We start from the raw sequence: 20,125 nt of genomic DNA on the forward strand, positions 1-20,125 counted from the left end.
TTGGAACTCTTTATATTTTGCTTTTTGGGTATGCTATTTTACAAAATATAAAAGTGACTGCCGAAAGCCCGACCCTATGGGTAACGCCCAAATTGTTCATACACAAATGTAACAAAAAAGCCACCCAATAAAGGTGGCTTTTATAAGTATAATTTTATTTTTTTATTCTTCGTTCATAAACGTGCTCATTACAGCATCACTTACACCCATGTTGCTAAAACCACCATCATTATAAAGGTTTTGTAGCGTTACACGTTTTGTTAAATCACTAAATAGTGTTACGGTGTAGTTTGCACAATCTAGTGCGGTTGCGTTACCTAATGGCGACATTTTTTCGGCATATGAAATAAACCCATCAAAACCTTTTACACCACTACCTGCTGTTGTTGGTGTTGGTGATTGTGAAATGGTGTTTACACGTACTTTTTTATCTCTTCCAAAGAAATACCCAAAGCTACGTGCTATACTTTCTAAATAGGCTTTATTATCGGCCATGTCATTATAATCTGGAAATACACGTTGTGCGGCCATATATGTTAATGCTACTATGCTTCCCCACTCATTCATAGCATCGGCTTTGTAAAGTGTTTGCATAACTTTGTGAAAAGACATGGCAGAAACATCGGTTCCTTTTTGTGTCCAAGCATAATTTTGGTCTGTGTAATGTTTGCCTTTACGTACGTTTATAGACATACCAATGGAGTGTAAAACGAAATCTATTTTACCGCCTAATATTTCCATTGATTGCTCAACAAGATTTTTTAAATCTTCTTCTGATGTTGCATCGGCAGGAATAATTTGAGATCCTGTTTTTTCGGCTAATTCATTTATTTGTCCCATTCTCATGGCTACTGGTGCATTTGTTAATACAAATTGCCCGCCTTCTTCATGTACGCGTTCTGCAGTTTTCCAAGCAATTGAATTGGCATCTAATGCTCCAAAAATGATTCCCTTTTTTCCTTTTAATAAATTATGTGACATATCTCTTTGTTGGTTTATTCCTGTGTTTATGTTTTTGTTTTAATGTATGCAACTAATGCTAACAGTAGTTACTGTTTTAAAGCTTCAAAAATAAGAAACTTATAATTTATTATTTAAAACTTATTGTTTTTTTAGTTTAGTAATTCTTTGGCGTGCGCTAAGGCTGATGATGACATATCTGTACCGCCTAACATTTGAGCTATTTCTACAACACGTTCATCATGGTTTAATTTTACCAAATTGGTTTGCGTTACATTATCTACATCTTGCTTATATACTTTATAATGCGAATGCCCTTTGGCTGCAATTTGCGGTAAATGTGTTATTGAAAACACCTGCATAGTTTTACTCATTTGCAGCATAATATCGCCCATTTTATTTGATATTTCGCCAGAAACACCGGTATCAATTTCATCAAACATAATGGTTGGTAATTGCATGTATTTTGATAAAATAGACTTTATTGCTAGCATTATTCTAGATAATTCTCCGCCCGATGCAGCTTTTTTTAACTCATTAAAACTACCACCTTTATTGGCTGAAAACAAGAACTGCAAATCATCTTTTCCATTAGGTAAAAAGGCACTTTGTAATTTTACCGCAATATTAAATTGTGCATTTGCCATACCTAAATCTGCCAACATGGTTTCTAGTTGCTTTTTCAATTCTGGAATAGCTAAACTTCTATTTTTATTAATAGTTTTTGCAAGTGTATTTAATACGTTTTCTTGAGTTTTTATGGCTTGTTGCTTTTTTTCAATAGTATCATCTAAATTTTGGGTAACAGCCACTTTTTCTTCTAAAGTTTCTTTAATTTTTATTAATTCTGAAACATCTTCGGCTACATGTTTTTGCATTAAATCATGTAGTTTTTTTAATTTGGCATCTACCTCTTCTAGCCTACTTGGGTTTGCATCTAAATTGTCTTGTAGTGTATTTACTTCTGAAAAGACATCATCTAATTCAATTAAACTACTGTTTACTCTATTGAATAAATCTTGGTATTTTGATGATAAGCCAGTTAACTTCTGAAAAGTGTTTTTTAAATTCGTTAAGGTTGGAATAGCCCCTAATTGCTCATCGGTTAATAATTGATATGCTTCAGATAATTTTTCTTTGATGCCTTCAATATTATTTAAGGTTTCAAACTCTTCTTCAAGCTCGTGTAATTCGCCTTCAACCAAATTAGCTTCTACTAATTCTTTTAATAAAAAGGTATTGTAATCGTGCTCTTTTATGGCTTCTGCCTGAAAATTTAATAGTTCATTTAACTCTTTTTGTAGTTTTTTATAAACCTTTAATTCGGTTTTATAATTGTATAACGGTGTTTCGTTTTTTGCTAAAGCATCAATAATTTGAAATTGAAAAGCATCATCAGTTAATTGCAATGTTTGGTGTTGCGAGTGTATATCTAACAAACGCTCACCTAAAAGTTGTAAACTACTTAAGTTTACAGGCGAATCATTAACAAAAGCACGCGATTTTCCTGAGGGCAGAATTTCTCTACGTATAATGGTTAAAGGTTCATAATCAAAATCTTCGGCTTTGTAAAGTGCTTCTAATTTATAGTTGGCCACATTAAAAACAGCCTCAATAATACATTTTTTTGAGGCGTCTTTCAAACTACTTAAATCGGCACGTTTACCTAAAATTAAAGACAAGCCACCAAGTAAAATAGATTTTCCTGCACCGGTTTCACCTGTTATTATAGAAAATCCATTATTGAAATCTACTTTAAGATTATCAATTAATGCGTAATTTTTTATTGAAAGTGATGTTAGCATAAGTAATTAGTTGCAATTTTTAGTTAAAAAACTAAACGTTTGAAAATTAAAACTTAATATTTTGCCATTTGCTGCTGTGCATTGGCGCTACTTTTTGAAGTACATCTTTTAAATTAGCAATGTTTACATTGGGGCCATCGCTAAAAATTTCAGTAATTTCATTGGCCTTTGCATCAAAAAATGTGCGTTGTAAAAACGAATTTGGTCTGCGGCTATTCATACTTTGAAACTGTTGTAACACAGCTGCAATGGCTTCTTTACCTTGTTTAGTATTTTCACTCATAACATCTAAACCATCACGATGGTACACGTTTATTACTTGCCTATATTCTTTAAATGTTGGCGATAATAAATTGTCTATAAGCATAAACCTACTTTGCAAACCGTCTTCTAATTTCCAACCTTTAAAATTGCCTTGTTGCGAATAATTTGTAATGGTTTGTGCTTGCTTAAAATAAGCACTACCTCCATTGGGCGCAAAAGAATCGGCATCTAAACCTAAAATCATATACACATGAAAAGCGATAACCGATACTAAATTAGATTGAAATTGTTGCGGATTGAAAATAAGATTTTGATACTCTAAATAACTAAAATTAAAATCTTTATCATTAAAATTATAAACTGGCGTGCTGTAAGACGAGCCGTAAACTGGACGAGATGATTGTACTTGTAATGAGGCTTCAAAAGATTCGCTACTATAATTTGAAACATTAATAACCATACTACAATCTATACGCTCTTGTGGCAAAAATGTTTTGTTTGTCCATTTTGTGTTATTAACAAACTCTGTAAGTTGTTTTTCTAGAGTTTTAAAAATGGGAAAGTTTTCATTGCCCGTAAATTGCGCATTAACAACAACATTGCAATTTAACTCTTGCGCTAACCCAACCCATGTAATTAAAAAAGTAAAAACAATTAAAATGTTACGCATTAATTTGCTCTGTTATTTTGTTTAATAAATCTTTGGCTACATCGGCCTTAGATTTTAATTGAAATTCTGTAATAGTTTCGTTTTCATCAATAAAAGTAACTTTATTGGTATCGCCTTTAAAGCCTGCCCCTTTATCGTTTAACGAATTTAAAACAATTAAATTTAAATTCTTTCTTTTTAGCTTGCCTTTTGCATTTTCTAATTCATTATTAGTTTCTAAAGCAAAGCCTACTAAATATTGTTTGGTTTTAATGGCACCTAATGATGCTAAAATATCTTTAGTTTTTTCTAACTGTAATGTTAACGTTTCATCTTTCTTTTTTATTTTTTGAAGCGCTACATTTTTTGGTTTATAGTCTGCCACCGCAGCCGATAGTATGGCTACATCAACATTTTGATAATGTTTATGTACTTCATCATACATGTTTTGTGCACTTACAACTGGTATTACATTAATAAAACTGTGTAAAACATTTTGGTTTGTTGGCCCCGTAACCAATATAACTTTAGCGCCTAAATTAGCCGCTGCCTTGGCAATTTCAAACCCCATTTTTCCGCTAGAATGATTTCCAATAAAACGCACAGGATCTATAGCTTCATAAGTTGGGCCTGCTGTAATTAATATTGTTTTATTTTTTAATGGTAATTTGTTTACAATATCGTTTTCTATGAAGCTTACAATATCTTCGGGTTCTGCCATTCTACCTTCACCTACCAATCCGCTAGCCAATTCTCCACTAGTTGCAGGAATCATGGTATTACCAAAGTCTTTTAATTTTTCAAAAGATGCCAAGGTTGTTGGGTGTTTGTACATATCTAAATCCATAGCCGGTGCAAAATACACAGCACATTTAGCCGATAAATATGTTGCAAGCAACAAATTATCACATACACCATTTGCCATTTTAGACATGGTGTTTGCTGTTGCAGGTGCCACCAAAAGTAAATCTGCCCAAAGGCCTAAATCTACATGGTTATTCCATACACCGGTATCATCATCTTCGTTTGTAAAAGATGAATATACAGGGTTTTTAGATAATGTTGAAAGTGTTAAGGGTGTTATAAATTCTTTTGAAGCTGGCGTCATTACAACTTGCACATTGGCACCTGCTTTTATAAACAACCTTACTAGTGAAGCTGTTTTATAAGCGGCAATACCGCCACTAATTCCTAATAGTACGTTTTTGCCGCTTAGAATACTCATAAGAAATATTACTGAGCGTCTTCCTCTGTATTTCTAAAATAAATTTTATCAGTTAGCCATTCTTGAACAGCTAATGCATGAGGTTTTGGTAATTTTTCGTAGAATTTTGAAACCTCAATTTGCTCTTTATTTTCAAAGATTTCTTCAAGACTGTCATTGTAAGTAGCAAATTCTTCTAACTTATCAATAAGTTCTTTTTTAATCTCTGTGTTAATTTGTTCTGCTCTTCTAGCAATAATAGAAATTGACTCATAGATATTTTCTGTAGGCTCATCTACTTGATTTCTATCATAAGTTACTGTATTAACAGGAGCATTGATTTTTTTTAAATCCATTGTGATTATGTTTAACTTTGTGTGCTATACGTGTTTAATTCTTCTTCAACAGCCTTTACCATCTCATTTACTTGGTTGGTGTATTTTGAATTAGCAAACATTTTTTTAAATGAATTACCGTATTCTTTTGCTGTTTCTAAACGTTGTTTACGTAATTGAACAACGCCTTCTTCTCTAGAGCTTATGTATTCAAAACTATTTACAGCTTGCTGGTATACAGCATCTAGCCTGTAATAGAATGCATCTTCTCTTAATTTTGAACCTGGAAATTCATAAAGAAAATTGTCAAAAGATTTTATAGCCGCTGTAAAATCTCTTGTAAAACCAGGCGCAATATCACTATATTGTTTTGCTATATGAAATGCTTTTTGTTCTAATTTAAATTCTAGTTCTTTTACAAGTTTATTAGCATCTTCTAAATATTTAGAATCTGGAAACCTATTGATAAATTCTTGAGTTTTTTCAATAGCTTCAATAGTTTCTTTTTGGTCTTTAGTATATGCTGGCGATAACATATAATAACTTTTAGCACTTAAAAAAGCGGCTTCTTCAAGCTTTTCACTTTTTGGGTATGCTGTTGCAAATTGCTCAAACCTATATGCTGATGTGTAATAATCTTTCATTTCATAAAAGGTCATAGCATATAAATACATAAGCTTTTGGGCTTGAGGTTTCCCTCTGTATTCTGGTACTATTTGAGCAAATAAACGGCTAGCTTTTGTAAACTTACCTTCATTGTATAAAGTTTCGCCCATTTCAAACTTTTGTTTTATAGCGCCTTCTCCTGATGCTTTTAACACCTTTTGATATTCGCTACACGAGCTTAAAATGATTGTTGATAATAATATGTAAAAAAACTTTTTCATAATTTTTAACAGAGGGCAAAATTACGTTAATAATATGGATTTTAAAAATAATATTTTAAGCTAAAATAAACGCTTAAACTTAGTTACTGTACCGTTTAAGTTATATTTAACTTTTGTATGTATTAAAAACATACTATTGTTTAATTTATTTTGCTAAGTATGCTTTTATTTTTTCTTTTAAAGCACTTGTAGCTGGTACTACGGGTAACCTAACGGTATCTGCACATAAACCTAAGGCTTCAAAAACAGCTTTGATGCCTGATGGATTGTTTTCTTCAAAAATGTAACCAATAATGTCCATTAATTTAAAATGAATCCTGTAAGCATCTTTAGCATTTCCTTTTAAGCCTAAACGAATCATTTCTGAAAAATCTTTTGGTAATGCTTGCCCAATTACCGAAATAACACCGGCACCTCCTGCTAGAACAACACCCAAAGCTAAATCATCATCACCTGAAATAATTAAAAAATCGTCTGGTTTGTTTTTAAGTAACTCTAAATATTGTGCCATATTATTACCTGCTTCTTTCACACCAATAATATTTGAAAAATTGTTAGCTAAACGAAGTGTTGTAGCTGCATCCATATTTTTGGCAGTTCTACCAGGTACATTGTATAAAATGATATCAACTGGTGAAGCTTGAGAAATTGCTTTAAAATGCTGATAAAACCCTTCTTGAGTTGGCTTATTGTAATACGGCGCTACCGATAAAATGGCACTAATACCCGTAAAATCTGTAGTTTTAATTTCATCAACCACTTGCTTTGTATTGTTTCCGCCAATACCTAAAACCAAAGGTAAACGCCCATTATTAGCTTTAGAAATGGTTGCAATAACATCTTGTTTTTCTTGCTTTGTAAGTGTAGCGCTCTCTGCTGTTGTACCACAAATAACAAGGTATTCTGTACCGTTTTCAATATTATGGTTTACAATGTTGGTTAAAGCTTGGTGGTTTACACTTAAATCTGCATTAAAAGGTGTAACTAAAGCAACGCCAGTTCCTAAAAACTTACTGTTCATTTTTAATTTTGTTTAATATAGTTAGGTATTTAAAAAGTTCATTTTTAAACACATCAAATTCATTAATATTTGTTTTAATTATAAGGTCGTTTAAACGTTCATCGGTTTGCAAAACACCTACTTTAAATTGAGCTTTTGAAGATGCTGTAATTAATTTTAATTCTAAAATATCTTCTTGATAGTAACTTAAAAGCATGTCAAAATCATGCTCTAAGAAAGATTTTAACTCTACATTACTTACTGCACCGTTCCATCCAAAATCTTTAGGATTAAAACATTCTACCCAAGAGAGTAGCGCTTCCTTTTTACTTTCAGAAAACACTACTACTTTTAATTTATTATGATGTACTTTTATTAAATCTGCAAGTTTTCTAAAAGTATCAAGATCATCAAACTCATCAACATTTAATATAACTCCTAAACTTCTAATCTTAGAACTGGTAACATTTACCTGTCTTTTAGATAACAATTTATTCAAGTACTTTTTATTAGATTTCTCTTTAAAACCCTGTAAAATCATTTATCTTTAACCTTTTCGCAAAGGTAGCAAAACTACATTCAAAATTTTGATTAAACACATGAGGTTAACACATTTATTTATTTTGTTAATAATTTTTGGCTTAACTAGCTGTAAAGAGCAAACCTATCATTTACATAAAATTGAAGGTAAACGTATTGAAATTTCAGATTCGTTACTTACAAATCCTGAAATTGACTCTTTCATAAAACCTTTTAGAGAACACATTAACAACGATTTAGACAGCACTCTAGCCTACTCTAAAAATGTGTACTCTAAAAAAGACGGCGAATTTAACACTGCTATAGGCAACTTTTTAGCCGATGCCGTTTACACCCAAGCCAACCCCGTTTTTAATAAAAGAACTGGTAAAAATATTGATATGGTTTTACTAAATCATGGTGGCATTAGAGCTATTTTACCTAAAGGAAACATAAGTAAAAGAACCGCTTTTGAAATTATGCCTTTTGAAAATAGTATTGTGGTTGTAGCCCTAAAAGGTACTCAAATTGATAGTATTGTAAATTTTTTATCTAGCCACAAAAGCGCGCATCCTATTTCACAACTTAAGCTTAAAATTGATGCAGATTTTAAACCAATAAACGCCACTATTAAAGGTGAAAATATTAATAAAAACAAAACCTATTATGTAGCTACAAACGATTATTTATACGAAGGAAATGATGGCATGACTTTTTTTAAACCAAATGATTCATTATACAAATTGAATTATAAAATTAGAACCGCTTTAATTGATCATTTTAATACAATTGACACCATTAGCCCTGTTATTGACGACAGGTTTATTCAAATTAAATAATCTTTAAAACATGAAACGTAGAGCATTTATTCAACAAGCAACAGCAGGAACCGCTTTAGTAACTTTAGGCAGTGTTGGTTTACAATCTTTTTCAGCTTCAAAAGCAAAAAAAATAACCATTTTGCACACCAATGATGTGCATAGCCATATTGATGCTTTTGGGCCTAATGACGGCAGAAATGCTAATAAAGGTGGAATTGCCAGAAGAGCAACATTGGTTGAAAGTATTAGAAATGAAAACCCAAACACACTTTTATTAGATGCTGGTGATATTTTTCAAGGTACGCCTTATTTTAATTATTACGGTGGCGAACTAGAGTTTAAACTTATGAGCATGCTAAAATATGATGCAGCAACTATTGGAAATCATGATTTTGACAATGGTATTAATGGTTTGTATGCGCAATTACCGCATGCTAAATTCGATTTTGTTTCCTCTAATTACAACTTTAAAAACACCGTAATGGATACACACGTTAAACCCTATAAAGTGTTTACTAAAGATGGTATTAAAATTGGTGTTTTTGGCTTAGGTATTGCTTTAAAAGGTTTGGTAGCACCTTCTCTTTACAAGGAAACTGAATATTTAGACCCTATTGAAACGAGCCAAGAAATGACTAGAGTTTTAAAAACCGAAGAACAATGTGATTTAATTATTTGTTTATCGCATTTAGGTTATAATTACAAGAGTGATAAAATTGGCGATTTAAGTTTAGCCAAAGCCACCCGAGATATAGATTTAATTATTGGTGGCCATACTCACACGTTTTTACCAAAACCTACTGTTGTGAAAAATATTGATAACAAAAACACGCTTGTAAACCAAGTTGGATGTTACGGTATTTATTTAGGAAAAATTGATTTTTATTTTGATACTGATAAAAACAAATCGGCTAACGGCACATCAATAATTGTTTAAACTTAAATTACCACTACCCGAACTAAGTTTTTTGGGTAATTTTAATGTATGACTTGGTGTTTTTACCTTATTGTAGTTAGTTTTTGTTGTTTCTTTAAAAGCCATTGAATTAACTAAAAAATAAATACCAGATACATGCATGATTTTTTCTAGCATTTCAAAAGTCCAATGATATACATAATATAAGTTTACATAATTTAAAACTGTTGCAAAACCTAAAAATATAATACTTACTAGAAACCAAACAGATTGTCTGCTTTCTGAAGACAAATACACGCCGTAAGCCAATAATGCTAAAAGCATAACCACAGCGTTTTTTATAGCAAATAATAACACTTCACTACTATCACTCACCACGTTATTAAGAGCTGTGTACAAACTGAATAAAAAGTAAAATCCAATAAAAAAAATCATTATTAAATAACCAATAATAAGTTTATCTAATTTATAAACTTTAAACTTAGGTAGTTTAATAGCTATTAAATATAAGAAACCCATAACGTATAAAGCGCTAGAAATTTTTAACTGCAAATCTTCATAAAAAAATAGTGATGCTAAATTGCCTAGAAAAGCAAATACTAAAAAGAAAGCAAACCCAACGTTTAAACTTTTAAATTTTGAAACATAAATAACTAAAAAAGTGGGTATAATTAATGAGTATACATATTTAGCTATTTCTAAATTATTTGCCACATAACTGTATACAATTACTGCTACAAATAAAGAAAATACGCTAAAAATTAATTTACCAAAGGGCAGAGTGAATAATTTTTTCATAACGATAACAATAAGTAGGTTAATCAAATATAATAAAAAATTGTTATTTCAACGTTTAAAAACTACTTTTTATCGATTTTTATATCAAAATCATGTTCATTCGTCGATACTCTTATTACTAAATTGGTAAGTAAATGAAAAATAATCGTCTAATAAAACAACACACTCAAAATATGAAAAAGCATATTCCATTTATATTACGTTTAATTGTAGCCATTATTCTTATTCAAACATTACGATATAAATTTACAGCACACCCAGACAGTGTTTATATTTTTACTAAGGTTGGTTTAGAACCTTATGGCAGAATTATTATTGGTGTTTTTGAATTAATTACCGGCATATTGTTGTTAATACCAAAAACAGTATGGGTTGGCGCTTTATTAACTTTAGGCATTATTGGTGGCGCAATAATTATGCACATAACTACATTAGGTATAATTGTAAATAATGATGGTGGTGTGCTTTTTAGTACCGCAATATTTACTTTTATAATAGCTGTAATTATATTGATTTTGTACAAAAAAGATATTCCTTATTTAAAACAGGAATAAAAAAAGTTTAAACATACATACCATCTTTTTTCACATCTAATAAAGTTGCTTGTTTACAAAAAAAGAAAAAAGCAAATAGTGTAAGCGTAGTAGACAATAATACAAGTAAATGCCTGTGTGCCATATATATATAAGCAACATCAACAACCTCAGAAAACACAATACACATAGTGCCTAAAAAAAGAAACAATGCCTTTTTATTGTCTTTATAAAAATAGTTAAGAAGCGCTACGGAAAGCAAGAATAGCATAACTATGTTGTAAATAAACTCCAAATAATATTCGCCATTAAAATTTGTATTAGGTGACACTATTACCTGTAAAACATACACTAACCATATATTTAAAAACAATAAAACAATTAAATGAATTTTAAAATTTTTAACTACTTGGGTAAAATTAACACCCTGAGCTATTAGCAATATCAAGAAAAAGTATGCCAGAATATAAAGTGTATTACCTATATAATAATCTGCATTAAATATAAAGTCAAAAGTAGCTGTATTTGGTAGTAAATTAACAAATAAACCTTCTACATCTGATATGGTGTAACATATCATAAATAATATAAAATACTTTGTTTTGCCTTTATAAAAAAGAAAGTAATTAACAGCAATTAAAGGTACTATAAGAGCATTTAAAATAGCCGACATATCATCATAACCCATAAACCCCGTTACGGCAAACAAAATATACGCTAGTAATACAAACAAATATATTATCTTTGATGTTGACATTCAACTACTTTTAATTCAATACAAATATAAAACTTGAATTCAATTTAACGGTAAAAAAATACATTTTATCGATGAAATACACGATTATTTTATTTTTTGTAAAAATTCACTTTCACTTAAAATAGAAATACTTAGCTTTTTTGCTTTTTCTTTTTTACTTGGCCCCATATTATCGCCAGCAACAATAAAACTTGTTTTTGACGATATTGAACTGGCAACCTTACCGCCATTATCTTCAATTAACTTTTTTAATTCATTTCTTGAAACAGTATGAAACACACCTGAAACCACAATGGTTTTCCCTTCTAAAATGGTTGTTTGTCCTGCAAGCTCTTCTTCAGATATTTGTAATTGCACACCAAAACTTTTTAATCTTTCAATAATATTTTTATTAACTTCAGAATTAAAAAAGTCTACAACACTTTGCGCAATTTTAACACCAATTTCATCAACATTAACTAAATCTTCTTCAGTAGCCAAAGCAATAGCATCAGCAGTTTTATAATGTTTAGCTAATTTTTTTGCTACAGTTTCACCAACATAACGAATACCTAAAGCAAATAAAACACGCTCAAACGGAATGTTTTTAGATTTTGAAATACCTTCAATTAAATTGTCGGCACTTTTTTCTGCCATACGCTCTAAAGGCAACACTTGTTCTTTTGTTAATTCATATAAATCTGCATAATTACTTATAAGTCCTGCATTTACTAAAAGCGCTACGGTTTCGCCTCCTAAACCTTCAATATCCATAGCTTTTCTGGATATGTAATGCTGAATTCGACCAATAATTTGCGGATTACAACCATTGTAATTAGGGCAATAATGTTGCGCTTCGCCTTCTTTTCTTATTAATTCTGTACCACATTCGGGGCAATGCGTAATATAATTTGTTGGTTGAGAATTTGGTAAACGTTTTACTACATCTACACCCAATATTTTAGGAATAATTTCACCACCTTTTTCAACATACACTTCATCACCAATTCTAACATCTAATTTTTCAATTTGATCTGCATTGTGTAATGACGCTCTTTTTACTGTTGTTCCTGCCAACTCAACTGGCTCTAAATTAGCTACCGGTGTAATTGCACCAGTACGCCCAACTTGATATGTTATACTATTTAATTTGGTTGAAACCTGTTCTGCTTTAAACTTATAAGCCATTGCCCAACGTGGTGCTTTTGCGGTATAACCTAACTCTTCTTGTTGTTGTAAACTATTTACTTTAATTACAACACCATCTGTTTCATACGGTAAACTATGCCTATGTACATCCCAATAGTTTACAAACTCTAAAACGTCTTCAATTGAATTAGCTAATTTAGCTACTTCTGGTACTTTAAAACCCCACGATCTTGCTTTTTCTAAACTTTCAAACTGTGTTTTTACACCTAAATTATTACCTGTAATATTATAAAGCAAGCATTCTAACGGGCGTTTAGCAACTTCAGAGCTATCTTGTAATTTTAAACTTCCTGAAGCCGTATTTCTTGGGTTTCTATATGGTTCTTCACCATTAGCTAAACGCGCTTCATTCATTTTATTAAATCCATCAAAAGGCAACACAATTTCGCCTCTTATATCAAATTTAGAAGGAAAATTACCTTTTAACTGTAATGGTACAGACTTTATGGTTTTTACGTTGGCCGTAACATTATCTCCTTGAAAACCATCACCTCTGGTTACAGCACGCGCTAACAAACCGTTTTCATAAGTTAAACTTATTGAAGCCCCATCATATTTAAGCTCACAGGTGTATTGTACGTTACCATCAACTAGTTTTTTTATACGCGTTTCCCAATCTTGTAAATCTTCTTTTGAATATGAATTATCTAAAGAATACATACGGTGTTCATGCTTAACAGTTTCAAAATTTTTGGTAATAGCACCACCTACACGTTGTGTTGGTGAGTTAGCATCAAAAAACTCAGGATACTTTTCTTCTAAAGTTTGAAGTTCTTTTAATTTTACATCAAACTCAAAATCTGAAATTGTTGGAGTATCTAACACATAATAATTATAATTATGTGCACGTAACTCTTCTCTTAGTTGGTTTATTTTTTGTTCTGTATTCATTAAAATACGCCTTTTATCATTCTGTCTTTTTTAAAAATATCTTGTTTTAATTCTATATTTTTAAACTTATAATTTTGTAGTAATTGTGCCATGTCTTCTCCTAAATATTCATTTATTTCGAAAAATAAAGCGCCATTTTCTTTTAATTTATTAGAAGCAAACTTACAAATAGCATTGTAAAATATTAACGGATTATTATTTTCTACAAACAATGCTAAATGAGGCTCATTGTTTAAAACATTGGGTTTCATTAATGCTTTTTCTTGCATTCTAACATAGGGCGGATTTGAAATTATAACATCAAAATCTGGTAGTTGATTTTCTAAATTAGGTTTTAAAATATCATCTTGAACAAACTTAATATTTACATTATTTAATACGGCATTTTGTTTAGCAATGCTTAACGCGTTTTCACTAACATCTAAAGCATAAACAGTTGGTTTTGGTAAGTTTTTAGCTAATGCTATAGCTATGCAACCGCTACCGGTACCAATATCTAAAATAGTAATAGGTTTATGTTTGTTTGTTTTTGATGCATTTATAACCCAATTTACTAATTCTTCGGTTTCGGGCCTTGGTATTAAAACATTTTGGTTTACCTTAAAATTTAAGCCAAAAAATTCAGTTTCACCTAATATATATTGTATTGGCTCTTCTTTTTTTAAATGGTCTAAGGCTTTAAAAATTGCATCTGTGTTTTCTAGCTGTAAATTAGTGTTTAAAGCCAATTGTAACCGTGAAATGCCGTAATAGGCTTCATTCAACATAAAAAAGAAGTTATTTATTTCTTCTTTTGAATAAATACCTTTTAATGTTGTGTGAAATGTATTTTGAATATCTTTTAACTTCATAAATCTTTAATCATCCAAATACCACAACTGTAATGCCCTGTATTACCTAAAGCGCCATCTAAATGCTTGAATCCAAAACTTTCATAAACATGAATAGCTGCCTTTAATTGGGGTGCAGATTCTATATAACACTGTTTATAACCCATTTTTTTTGCTGCTTTTAAACAGGTTTCAAACATTTTTTTACCGTAGCCTTTTCCTCTAATTTTTGGTGAAAAGTACATTTTTTGAAGCTCGCAAATATGCCCATTTGAGTTTGGTAAAGGCTTTATACCTGCACCTCCTAAAACTTCGCCGTTATTTTCAATAATATAATAAACATCATTTGTGTTTTGGTAGGCTTGGTACATTTGCGATGTTTCTGGGTCTGTGTATGCAGTGCCTTCTAACGGAATGTTAAACTCATAAAAACAATGGCGTATTAATTGCTCTAACGGCTCATTATCATCTGGCTTAATTTCTCTAATAACAATAGTATCTTTAATCACTTTAAAATAGTATTTTTACCCAAGTGAAGATACTTAAATATAAAAACATGCAAAAAAGGGCTGCCATTATTTTATCAACAATAGTATTTTTAATTTTTGGTTGTACTATAAAAGAAAAACCTGAATTTTTAAGTGTTGAAAACATAAAAGTTTTAGAATCTACCAAAAACCACATTACCATTACCGCAAACGCTGTTTTTTTAAACCCTAATGATGTTGGTGGCCAGTTAAAAACTGATGCCATAAAAGTGTATGTTAATAATAATGAAATTGCTACCGTATCTACCGAAAGCTTTGATGTGCCAGCAAAAAAAGAATTTTCTATTCCATTAAAAACACATATTCCAACAGATAGCATTTTAAGCAGTAAAAATATTGGTGGTTTAATAGGCAGTTTATTTTCTAAAAAAATTAAAGTACAATATAAAGGCGCTATTATTTATAAAGTTTTTGGTTTTTCATACGCTTATAATGTTGATAAAACCGATAACGTAAATATAAAATTTTAATAGTGACAGTTAACGAATTTTACATAAAACGTACCATACAAATAGCCAAAAACGGTTTAGGCACCACAAGACCAAACCCCATGGTTGGCGCTGTTATAGTTTACAATAACACAATTATTGGCGAGGGTTTTACAAGCGCCTATGGCGGAAGTCATGCTGAAGTAAACGCCATAAATGCGGTTAAAAACAAAAGCTTGCTTAAACACGCCACTATTTATGTAACTTTAGAACCATGCTCACACTATGGTAAAACACCACCATGTAGTGATTTAATAATAAAACACAACATACCCAATGTGGTAATTGGTTGTATTGATGATAATGAGCAAGTTGCCGGAAAAGGCGTAAAAAAACTACAAAATGCAGGTATAAATGTTACCGTAGGTGTTTTAGAAAATGAATGTAAACAGCATTTAAAACGTTTTTTTACGTTTCATAACAAAAAAAGGCCCTACATAATTTTAAAATGGGCACAAACCACCGATGGTTTTATAGCTCCTGAAACAAAAACCGAACAAAAACCTGTTTGGATAACAAACACATACTCAAAACAGTTAGTACACAAATGGCGTATGCAAGAACAGGCTATTTTAGTTGGCACCAATACCGTTTTGCAAGATAACCCAACGCTAACAACACGTACTTACAAAGGGCAAAACCCCACAAGAATTGTAATTGATAAAGATTTAAAACTTAATAAAAGCTTAAATATTTTTAATAATGAAGCTGAAACCATTATAATTTGTGAAAAGCACAACAACATCACCAGCAAAGCACCTAACCTGCATTTTGAATTTATAGATTTTAGTGCAAAAAACAACATAGCTAAGCAAATATGCACTGTACTTTTTAAACACAACATAAACTCTGTTATTATTGAAGGTGGTAGCCAAACATTGCAAACCTTTATAAACGAAAACCTTTGGGATGAAGCGCGTATTTTTACAGGACATTTAAATTTTAAAAAAGGTACAAGAGCTCCTAAATTTTCGGGTAATGTAATTGCTAAAACCAACATTCAGTCAGATATTCTAAAAATCTACACCAATGATTAACACCTTAATTTTTGACTTTGGCAACGTGTTTATAAATTTAAACAAGGCGTATACCGCTAAATACATAAAGCATTTTGAATCTTCAAAACATTTTGATGCCATTTTAAAAACCAATTTAAAGTTTGAAAAAGGCGAAATTTCAACCCAAGAGTTTTTAAAAAATTACAATAATTATTTTCCAGAATTATCAGAAAATGAAATTATTGAAAAATGGAATTCAATTTTAGCCGATTTCCCAAAACATCGCTTTGATTTTATTAAAGATTTAAAAGACAACGCCTCATACAAACTCATATTATTAAGCAATACAAATGCATTACATATTAAATTGATTGAAGAAAACATTCCCTTTTATAACAGTTTTAAAAACTGCTTTGATAAATTTTACCTTTCTCACGAAATAAACCTAAGAAAACCCGATTCATATATTTATAAATTTGTTTTAAATGACAATAATATTGAAGCTGATACCTGTTTATTTATTGATGACGTGAAAGATAATATTACTGCTGCTAAAAACATGAACATACACACATGGCATCTTAACCCTGAAAAAGAAGATGTCACCAATTTATTTAAAACCAAAAGCGCTCTATTTTAATTTTTTGGAAGAAACTGATACATACAAAACTATTACCCACAAAACCAACAACGTTTTATTTAAAGACAAAAACAGTAAGTTTTTTGGTTACGCATTTCCTGTTTTAACAGAAGACGAGGTAAAAACACACATTGAAACTCTAAAAAAAGAACACCATAGTGCCAGACATTGGTGTTATGCCTACAAAATTGGCACAGAAACTATACGCTTTAGAGCTAATGATGATGGCGAGCCTAATAACTCTGCAGGCATGCCCATTTACAATCAAATATTAGCATTTAATGTAAACAATATTTTAATTGTGGTTGTTCGGTACTTTGGCGGCGTAAAACTGGGTGTTAGCGGCTTAATAAACGCCTATAAAACCACTGCTCAACTTACTTTAGAGGCTTCAAAAATTATAAAAAAAACCATTAATATAGATTATGCAATACATTTTGATTACCCAAATATGAATACCGTAATGCGCATAATTAAAGAGAAAAACTTAAACATTATAAACCAAAAATTAGAAATAGATTGTGAAATAACTATTTCTGTTAGAAAAAAAGATGCTGAAGCTGCTTTTAACAGCTTCAATACATTACATCAAATAACCATAAAACCAGTAAACTAGTCTTCTAGTAAGTTTAAAATATAATCTGGCGCTTGTGTTGGCCGTTTAGTTTTCATATCAACAAACACTAAAACAGTGCTTGCTGTTGTTAAAATTTCGCCTTTTTCATTGGTTATTTCATAATCAAACTCAATCTTAGCAGTTGGCTTGTTTTTTAGTTGAGTTTTTACTGTAATTAACTCATCATAACCTGCTGGTTTTTTATAATTTATGTTTAATGAAACTACAGGAAGCATAATACCATTTTCTTCCATTGTTTTATATGAAACACCAAGCTTACGCAACCATTCAACCCTTGCCATTTCTAGATACAGTGCATAGTTACCATGATACACTACCCCCATTTGATCTGTTTCACCATACCTCACTCTAATTTGTATTTCGTCGATTTTCATAGCTTTTTTTAAATATTTTTTTGTAGTTTCGGAATCGGATTAAACATGAGGAAAAATTTCTAAAAATTCAATAATATTTCATTTTTTTTTTAAGAATTTTGTTCACATATTTGCCCCACTGTAAGAGGGAGCGGGATTGTACACCTCTTTTCTAATTTGCTAATTAACAAACCTTAAAATTTAACAATGAGTAACACTGCGAAATCGGTATGGAATAATTGTCTTAACTTCATAAAAGATAACATCCAACCGCAAGCATATAAAACATGGTTTGAGCCCATTGTTGCAGTGAAACTCACTGACAATGCGTTAAGCATTCAGGTACCTAGTAAATTTTTTTATGAGTGGCTAGAAGAACACTACGTAAAAATTCTTAAAGTTGCATTAACAAAAGAGTTGGGTAAAAATGCCAAATTAGTTTACATTATTAAAATGGAAAACACTTACGGCAACAAGCAACCCTTTACAGAAAAAATACCTAGCTCAAATAGGTCTGCAGTAAAATCACAAGATGTTGATATTCCTTTAAACAATAAAAGTCCAGAATTACGAAACCCTTTTGTTATACCTGGTATTAGAAACGTTAAAGTAGAATCTCAACTAAACCCAAATTATAGTTTTGATAACTTTTTAGAAGGAGACTCTAACCGTTTGGCACGTAGTGCAGGTTTAGCTGTAGCAAACAAACCAGGAGGCACATCTTTTAATCCGTTATTAATTTTTGGTGGTGTTGGTTTAGGTAAAACACATTTAGCTCATGCTATCGGTGTTGATATTAAAGACAAATACCCAGAAAAAACAGTTTTATATATTTCTGCCGAAAAGTTTACACAACAATATATAGACGCCATAAAGAAAAATAATAGAAATGATTTTATTCATTTTTATCAAATAATTGATGTTCTTATTATTGACGATGTACAATTTTTATCAGGAAAAACAGGAACGCAAGATGTTTTCTTCCACATATTCAACCACCTGCACCAAAACGGCAAACAAGTTGTTTTAACCAGTGATAAAGCACCGGTTGATATGCAAGATATTGAACAACGCTTATTATCTCGTTTTAAATGGGGGCTTTCGGCTGAATTGCAAACACCAGATTTTGAAACGCGCGTATCAATTTTAAAGAATAAATTGTATCGTGATGGTGTTGAAATGCCCGAAGATATTATTGATTATGTTGCTAAAAACATAAAATCGAATGTTAGAGAACTTGAAGGCGCTATTATTTCGCTTATTGCACAATCTTCTTTCAATAAAAAAGAAATAACTATAGATTTAGCTAGAGTTATTGTTGAGAAATTTGTTAAAAATACCAAACGAGAAGTATCAATAGACTACATACAAAAGGTAGTCTCTGATTATTTCCAAATGGATATTGACACCTTGCAATCTAAAACTAGAAAACGTCATATTGTTCAGGCCCGTCAATTAGCTATGTTTTTTGCAAAAAAATTCACAAAAGCATCATTAGCTAGTATTGGTTCACAAATTGGAAAGCGTGACCACGCTACCGTTTTACATGCTTGCAAAACCGTAGACAACCTTACTTCAACAGATAAACAATTTAGAAAATACGTTGACGATATTACCAAAAAGCTTTCAGTTTAATATTTTTTTACAATGACAAAAATACTAATGGTGTGCTTAGGTAATATTTGCCGATCTCCATTAGCAGAAGGTATCTTAAAATCTAAATTACCCAAAGAAAAATTTTTAGTTGATTCTGCAGGAACCGCAAACTATCATACTAACAAACAACCAGATAGCCGCTCAATTGCCGTAGCAAAAACACATGGTTTAAATATTTCAAACCAAAAAGCAAGACAATTTATAGTAAACGATTTTGATGCGTTTGATTTTATTTACGTAATGGATCAAACAAATTACCAAAACGTTGTAAACCTTGCCAGGAACCAAGCAGATAAAAGTAAAGTTGAAATGATACTGAATGTAGTTTATCCTAATAAAGATTTTGAAGTGCCAGATCCTTACTATGGTGGAGATCAAGGATTTGAAAACGTATACCAAATGCTTGATGAAGCTTGTAATTTAATAGCCAAAAAACTACAATAAAATC

23 protein-coding genes are annotated in these 20,125 nt (G+C 30.9%); 9 read left to right on the forward strand and 14 right to left on the reverse strand.

Annotation, left to right across the window (positions count from 1 at the left end; translation table 11 throughout):
• Positions 1-162 precede the first annotated feature (162 nt).
• From ACXAG4_RS14115 to ACXAG4_RS14150, 8 genes are all read right to left on the reverse strand, one after another.
• Positions 163-981: an enoyl-ACP reductase FabI gene (locus ACXAG4_RS14115; protein ID WP_475296728.1), complete on the reverse strand. Its 819-nt coding sequence runs from the start codon at positions 979-981 to the stop codon at positions 163-165.
• 131 nt (positions 982-1,112) lie between these two features.
• Positions 1,113-2,765, reverse strand: a complete 1,653-nt coding sequence (gene recN, locus ACXAG4_RS14120) for a DNA repair protein RecN (RefSeq protein WP_475296729.1) — start codon at positions 2,763-2,765, stop codon at positions 1,113-1,115.
• A gap of 46 nt (positions 2,766-2,811) precedes the next feature.
• Positions 2,812-3,699 carry a type IX secretion system protein PorD gene (porD, locus tag ACXAG4_RS14125; RefSeq protein ID WP_475296730.1) on the reverse strand — a complete coding sequence of 296 codons (888 nt, stop codon included), beginning with the start codon at positions 3,697-3,699 and terminating at the stop codon, positions 2,812-2,814.
• Positions 3,692-4,903, reverse strand: coding sequence for a bifunctional phosphopantothenoylcysteine decarboxylase/phosphopantothenate--cysteine ligase CoaBC (gene coaBC, locus ACXAG4_RS14130; RefSeq protein WP_475296731.1), 1,212 nt, complete (start codon positions 4,901-4,903; stop codon positions 3,692-3,694). Before coaBC ends, porD begins: the two co-directional genes overlap by 8 nt.
• Before the next feature lie 8 nt (positions 4,904-4,911).
• Entirely contained in the window at positions 4,912-5,238 is a 327-nt protein-coding gene (locus ACXAG4_RS14135) for a DNA-directed RNA polymerase subunit omega (RefSeq protein WP_148544482.1), read from the reverse strand.
• An 11-nt stretch (positions 5,239-5,249) separates the two neighbouring features.
• Positions 5,250-6,104 (reverse strand): outer membrane protein assembly factor BamD, encoded by an 855-nt coding sequence (locus ACXAG4_RS14140; protein WP_475296732.1) that lies wholly within the window; start codon positions 6,102-6,104, stop codon positions 5,250-5,252.
• Between the two features lie 145 nt (positions 6,105-6,249).
• Positions 6,250-7,125: a 4-hydroxy-tetrahydrodipicolinate synthase gene (dapA, locus tag ACXAG4_RS14145; protein WP_475296733.1), complete on the reverse strand. Its 876-nt coding sequence runs from the start codon at positions 7,123-7,125 to the stop codon at positions 6,250-6,252.
• A complete protein-coding gene (locus tag ACXAG4_RS14150) occupies positions 7,115-7,645 on the reverse strand; it encodes a DUF6913 domain-containing protein (protein ID WP_475296734.1) in 531 nt (176 codons plus the stop codon). Before ACXAG4_RS14150 ends, dapA begins: the two co-directional genes overlap by 11 nt.
• A gap of 58 nt (positions 7,646-7,703) precedes the next feature.
• Here ACXAG4_RS14150 and ACXAG4_RS14155 point away from each other — a divergent pair, with 58 nt between their 5' ends.
• Positions 7,704-8,462 (forward strand): 5'-nucleotidase C-terminal domain-containing protein, encoded by a 759-nt coding sequence (locus ACXAG4_RS14155; RefSeq protein ID WP_475296735.1) that lies wholly within the window; start codon positions 7,704-7,706, stop codon positions 8,460-8,462.
• Positions 8,463-8,472: 10 nt separating this feature from the next.
• Positions 8,473-9,381: a bifunctional metallophosphatase/5'-nucleotidase gene (locus ACXAG4_RS14160; RefSeq protein ID WP_475296736.1), complete on the forward strand. Its 909-nt coding sequence runs from the start codon at positions 8,473-8,475 to the stop codon at positions 9,379-9,381.
• Here ACXAG4_RS14160 and ACXAG4_RS14165 read toward each other — a convergent pair.
• Positions 9,367-10,158: a hypothetical protein gene (locus ACXAG4_RS14165; RefSeq protein ID WP_475296737.1), complete on the reverse strand. Its 792-nt coding sequence runs from the start codon at positions 10,156-10,158 to the stop codon at positions 9,367-9,369. The two genes, ACXAG4_RS14160 and ACXAG4_RS14165, sit on opposite strands and share 15 nt — an antisense overlap.
• Before the next feature lie 173 nt (positions 10,159-10,331).
• Between ACXAG4_RS14165 and ACXAG4_RS14170 the strand changes: the two genes are divergently transcribed.
• Entirely contained in the window at positions 10,332-10,712 is a 381-nt protein-coding gene (locus tag ACXAG4_RS14170) for a DoxX family membrane protein (protein ID WP_475296738.1), read from the forward strand.
• 7 nt (positions 10,713-10,719) lie between these two features.
• Here ACXAG4_RS14170 and ACXAG4_RS14175 read toward each other — a convergent pair whose 3' ends face one another.
• The 4 genes from ACXAG4_RS14175 to ACXAG4_RS14190 form a co-directional block, all read right to left on the reverse strand.
• Positions 10,720-11,448, reverse strand: coding sequence for a hypothetical protein (locus tag ACXAG4_RS14175; protein ID WP_475296739.1), 729 nt, complete (start codon positions 11,446-11,448; stop codon positions 10,720-10,722).
• Between the two features lie 84 nt (positions 11,449-11,532).
• Complete coding sequence (ligA, locus tag ACXAG4_RS14180; protein ID WP_475296740.1) at positions 11,533-13,527, reverse strand: NAD-dependent DNA ligase LigA; 1,995 nt, start codon at positions 13,525-13,527, stop codon at positions 11,533-11,535.
• Positions 13,527-14,378, reverse strand: a complete 852-nt coding sequence (prmC, locus tag ACXAG4_RS14185) for a peptide chain release factor N(5)-glutamine methyltransferase (protein WP_475296741.1) — start codon at positions 14,376-14,378, stop codon at positions 13,527-13,529. The genes ligA and prmC overlap by 1 nt, the downstream gene beginning before the upstream one ends.
• Positions 14,375-14,866, reverse strand: a complete 492-nt coding sequence (locus ACXAG4_RS14190; protein WP_475296742.1) for a GNAT family N-acetyltransferase — start codon at positions 14,864-14,866, stop codon at positions 14,375-14,377. Before ACXAG4_RS14190 ends, prmC begins: the two co-directional genes overlap by 4 nt.
• Positions 14,867-14,913: 47 nt before the next feature.
• Here ACXAG4_RS14190 and ACXAG4_RS14195 point away from each other — a divergent pair, with 47 nt between their 5' ends.
• The 4 genes from ACXAG4_RS14195 to ACXAG4_RS14210 are packed head-to-tail and all read left to right on the forward strand — an operon-like array spanning position 14,914 to position 17,647.
• Positions 14,914-15,375 (forward strand): LEA type 2 family protein, encoded by a 462-nt coding sequence (locus tag ACXAG4_RS14195; RefSeq protein ID WP_475296743.1) that lies wholly within the window; start codon positions 14,914-14,916, stop codon positions 15,373-15,375.
• A gap of 2 nt (positions 15,376-15,377) precedes the next feature.
• Positions 15,378-16,430, forward strand: a complete 1,053-nt coding sequence (gene ribD / locus ACXAG4_RS14200; RefSeq protein WP_475296744.1) for a bifunctional diaminohydroxyphosphoribosylaminopyrimidine deaminase/5-amino-6-(5-phosphoribosylamino)uracil reductase RibD — start codon at positions 15,378-15,380, stop codon at positions 16,428-16,430.
• Entirely contained in the window at positions 16,423-17,031 is a 609-nt protein-coding gene (locus ACXAG4_RS14205) for an HAD family hydrolase (protein ID WP_475296745.1), read from the forward strand. Before ribD ends, ACXAG4_RS14205 begins: the two co-directional genes overlap by 8 nt.
• Entirely contained in the window at positions 16,991-17,647 is a 657-nt protein-coding gene (locus tag ACXAG4_RS14210) for an IMPACT family protein (protein WP_475296746.1), read from the forward strand. The genes ACXAG4_RS14205 and ACXAG4_RS14210 overlap by 41 nt, the downstream gene beginning before the upstream one ends.
• Here the strand turns inward: ACXAG4_RS14210 and ACXAG4_RS14215 are convergent.
• Complete coding sequence (locus ACXAG4_RS14215) at positions 17,644-18,042, reverse strand: acyl-CoA thioesterase (protein ID WP_475296747.1); 399 nt, start codon at positions 18,040-18,042, stop codon at positions 17,644-17,646. The genes ACXAG4_RS14210 and ACXAG4_RS14215 overlap by 4 nt on opposite strands.
• Before the next feature lie 186 nt (positions 18,043-18,228).
• On the opposite strand from ACXAG4_RS14215, the gene dnaA reads away from it, so the two are divergent.
• Both dnaA and ACXAG4_RS14225 read left to right on the forward strand, forming a co-directional pair.
• Positions 18,229-19,656, forward strand: a complete 1,428-nt coding sequence (gene dnaA, locus ACXAG4_RS14220) for a chromosomal replication initiator protein DnaA (RefSeq protein ID WP_475296748.1) — start codon at positions 18,229-18,231, stop codon at positions 19,654-19,656.
• A 12-nt stretch (positions 19,657-19,668) separates the two neighbouring features.
• Positions 19,669-20,121, forward strand: a complete 453-nt coding sequence (locus tag ACXAG4_RS14225; RefSeq protein WP_475296749.1) for a low molecular weight protein-tyrosine-phosphatase — start codon at positions 19,669-19,671, stop codon at positions 20,119-20,121.
• The last annotated feature ends 4 nt before the right edge of the window (positions 20,122-20,125 follow it).

This window comes from Seonamhaeicola sp. ABD4_175, from assembly GCF_056160885.1.

Coding starts and splice junctions, on each gene's coding strand:
- ACXAG4_RS14175 (WP_475296739.1), bottom strand. CDS start 11,448: ATGTCAACATCAAAGATAATATATTTGTTTGTATTACTAGCGTATATT.
- ACXAG4_RS14155 (WP_475296735.1), top strand. CDS start 7,704: ATGAGGTTAACACATTTATTTATTTTGTTAATAATTTTTGGCTTAACT.
- coaBC (WP_475296731.1), bottom strand. CDS start 4,903: ATGAGTATTCTAAGCGGCAAAAACGTACTATTAGGAATTAGTGGCGGT.
- ACXAG4_RS14215 (WP_475296747.1), bottom strand. CDS start 18,042: ATGAAAATCGACGAAATACAAATTAGAGTGAGGTATGGTGAAACAGAT.
- ACXAG4_RS14195 (WP_475296743.1), top strand. CDS start 14,914: ATGCAAAAAAGGGCTGCCATTATTTTATCAACAATAGTATTTTTAATT.
- dnaA (WP_475296748.1), top strand. CDS start 18,229: ATGAGTAACACTGCGAAATCGGTATGGAATAATTGTCTTAACTTCATA.
- porD (WP_475296730.1), bottom strand. CDS start 3,699: ATGCGTAACATTTTAATTGTTTTTACTTTTTTAATTACATGGGTTGGG.
- ligA (WP_475296740.1), bottom strand. CDS start 13,527: ATGAATACAGAACAAAAAATAAACCAACTAAGAGAAGAGTTACGTGCA.
- ACXAG4_RS14205 (WP_475296745.1), top strand. CDS start 16,423: ATGATTAACACCTTAATTTTTGACTTTGGCAACGTGTTTATAAATTTA.
- recN (WP_475296729.1), bottom strand. CDS start 2,765: ATGCTAACATCACTTTCAATAAAAAATTACGCATTAATTGATAATCTT.
- dapA (WP_475296733.1), bottom strand. CDS start 7,125: ATGAACAGTAAGTTTTTAGGAACTGGCGTTGCTTTAGTTACACCTTTT.
- ACXAG4_RS14160 (WP_475296736.1), top strand. CDS start 8,473: ATGAAACGTAGAGCATTTATTCAACAAGCAACAGCAGGAACCGCTTTA.
- ACXAG4_RS14135 (WP_148544482.1), bottom strand. CDS start 5,238: ATGGATTTAAAAAAAATCAATGCTCCTGTTAATACAGTAACTTATGAT.
- ACXAG4_RS14140 (WP_475296732.1), bottom strand. CDS start 6,104: ATGAAAAAGTTTTTTTACATATTATTATCAACAATCATTTTAAGCTCG.
- ACXAG4_RS14225 (WP_475296749.1), top strand. CDS start 19,669: ATGACAAAAATACTAATGGTGTGCTTAGGTAATATTTGCCGATCTCCA.
- ACXAG4_RS14150 (WP_475296734.1), bottom strand. CDS start 7,645: ATGATTTTACAGGGTTTTAAAGAGAAATCTAATAAAAAGTACTTGAAT.
- ACXAG4_RS14165 (WP_475296737.1), bottom strand. CDS start 10,158: ATGAAAAAATTATTCACTCTGCCCTTTGGTAAATTAATTTTTAGCGTA.
- prmC (WP_475296741.1), bottom strand. CDS start 14,378: ATGAAGTTAAAAGATATTCAAAATACATTTCACACAACATTAAAAGGT.
- ACXAG4_RS14210 (WP_475296746.1), top strand. CDS start 16,991: ATGTCACCAATTTATTTAAAACCAAAAGCGCTCTATTTTAATTTTTTG.
- ACXAG4_RS14170 (WP_475296738.1), top strand. CDS start 10,332: ATGAAAAAGCATATTCCATTTATATTACGTTTAATTGTAGCCATTATT.
- ACXAG4_RS14115 (WP_475296728.1), bottom strand. CDS start 981: ATGTCACATAATTTATTAAAAGGAAAAAAGGGAATCATTTTTGGAGCA.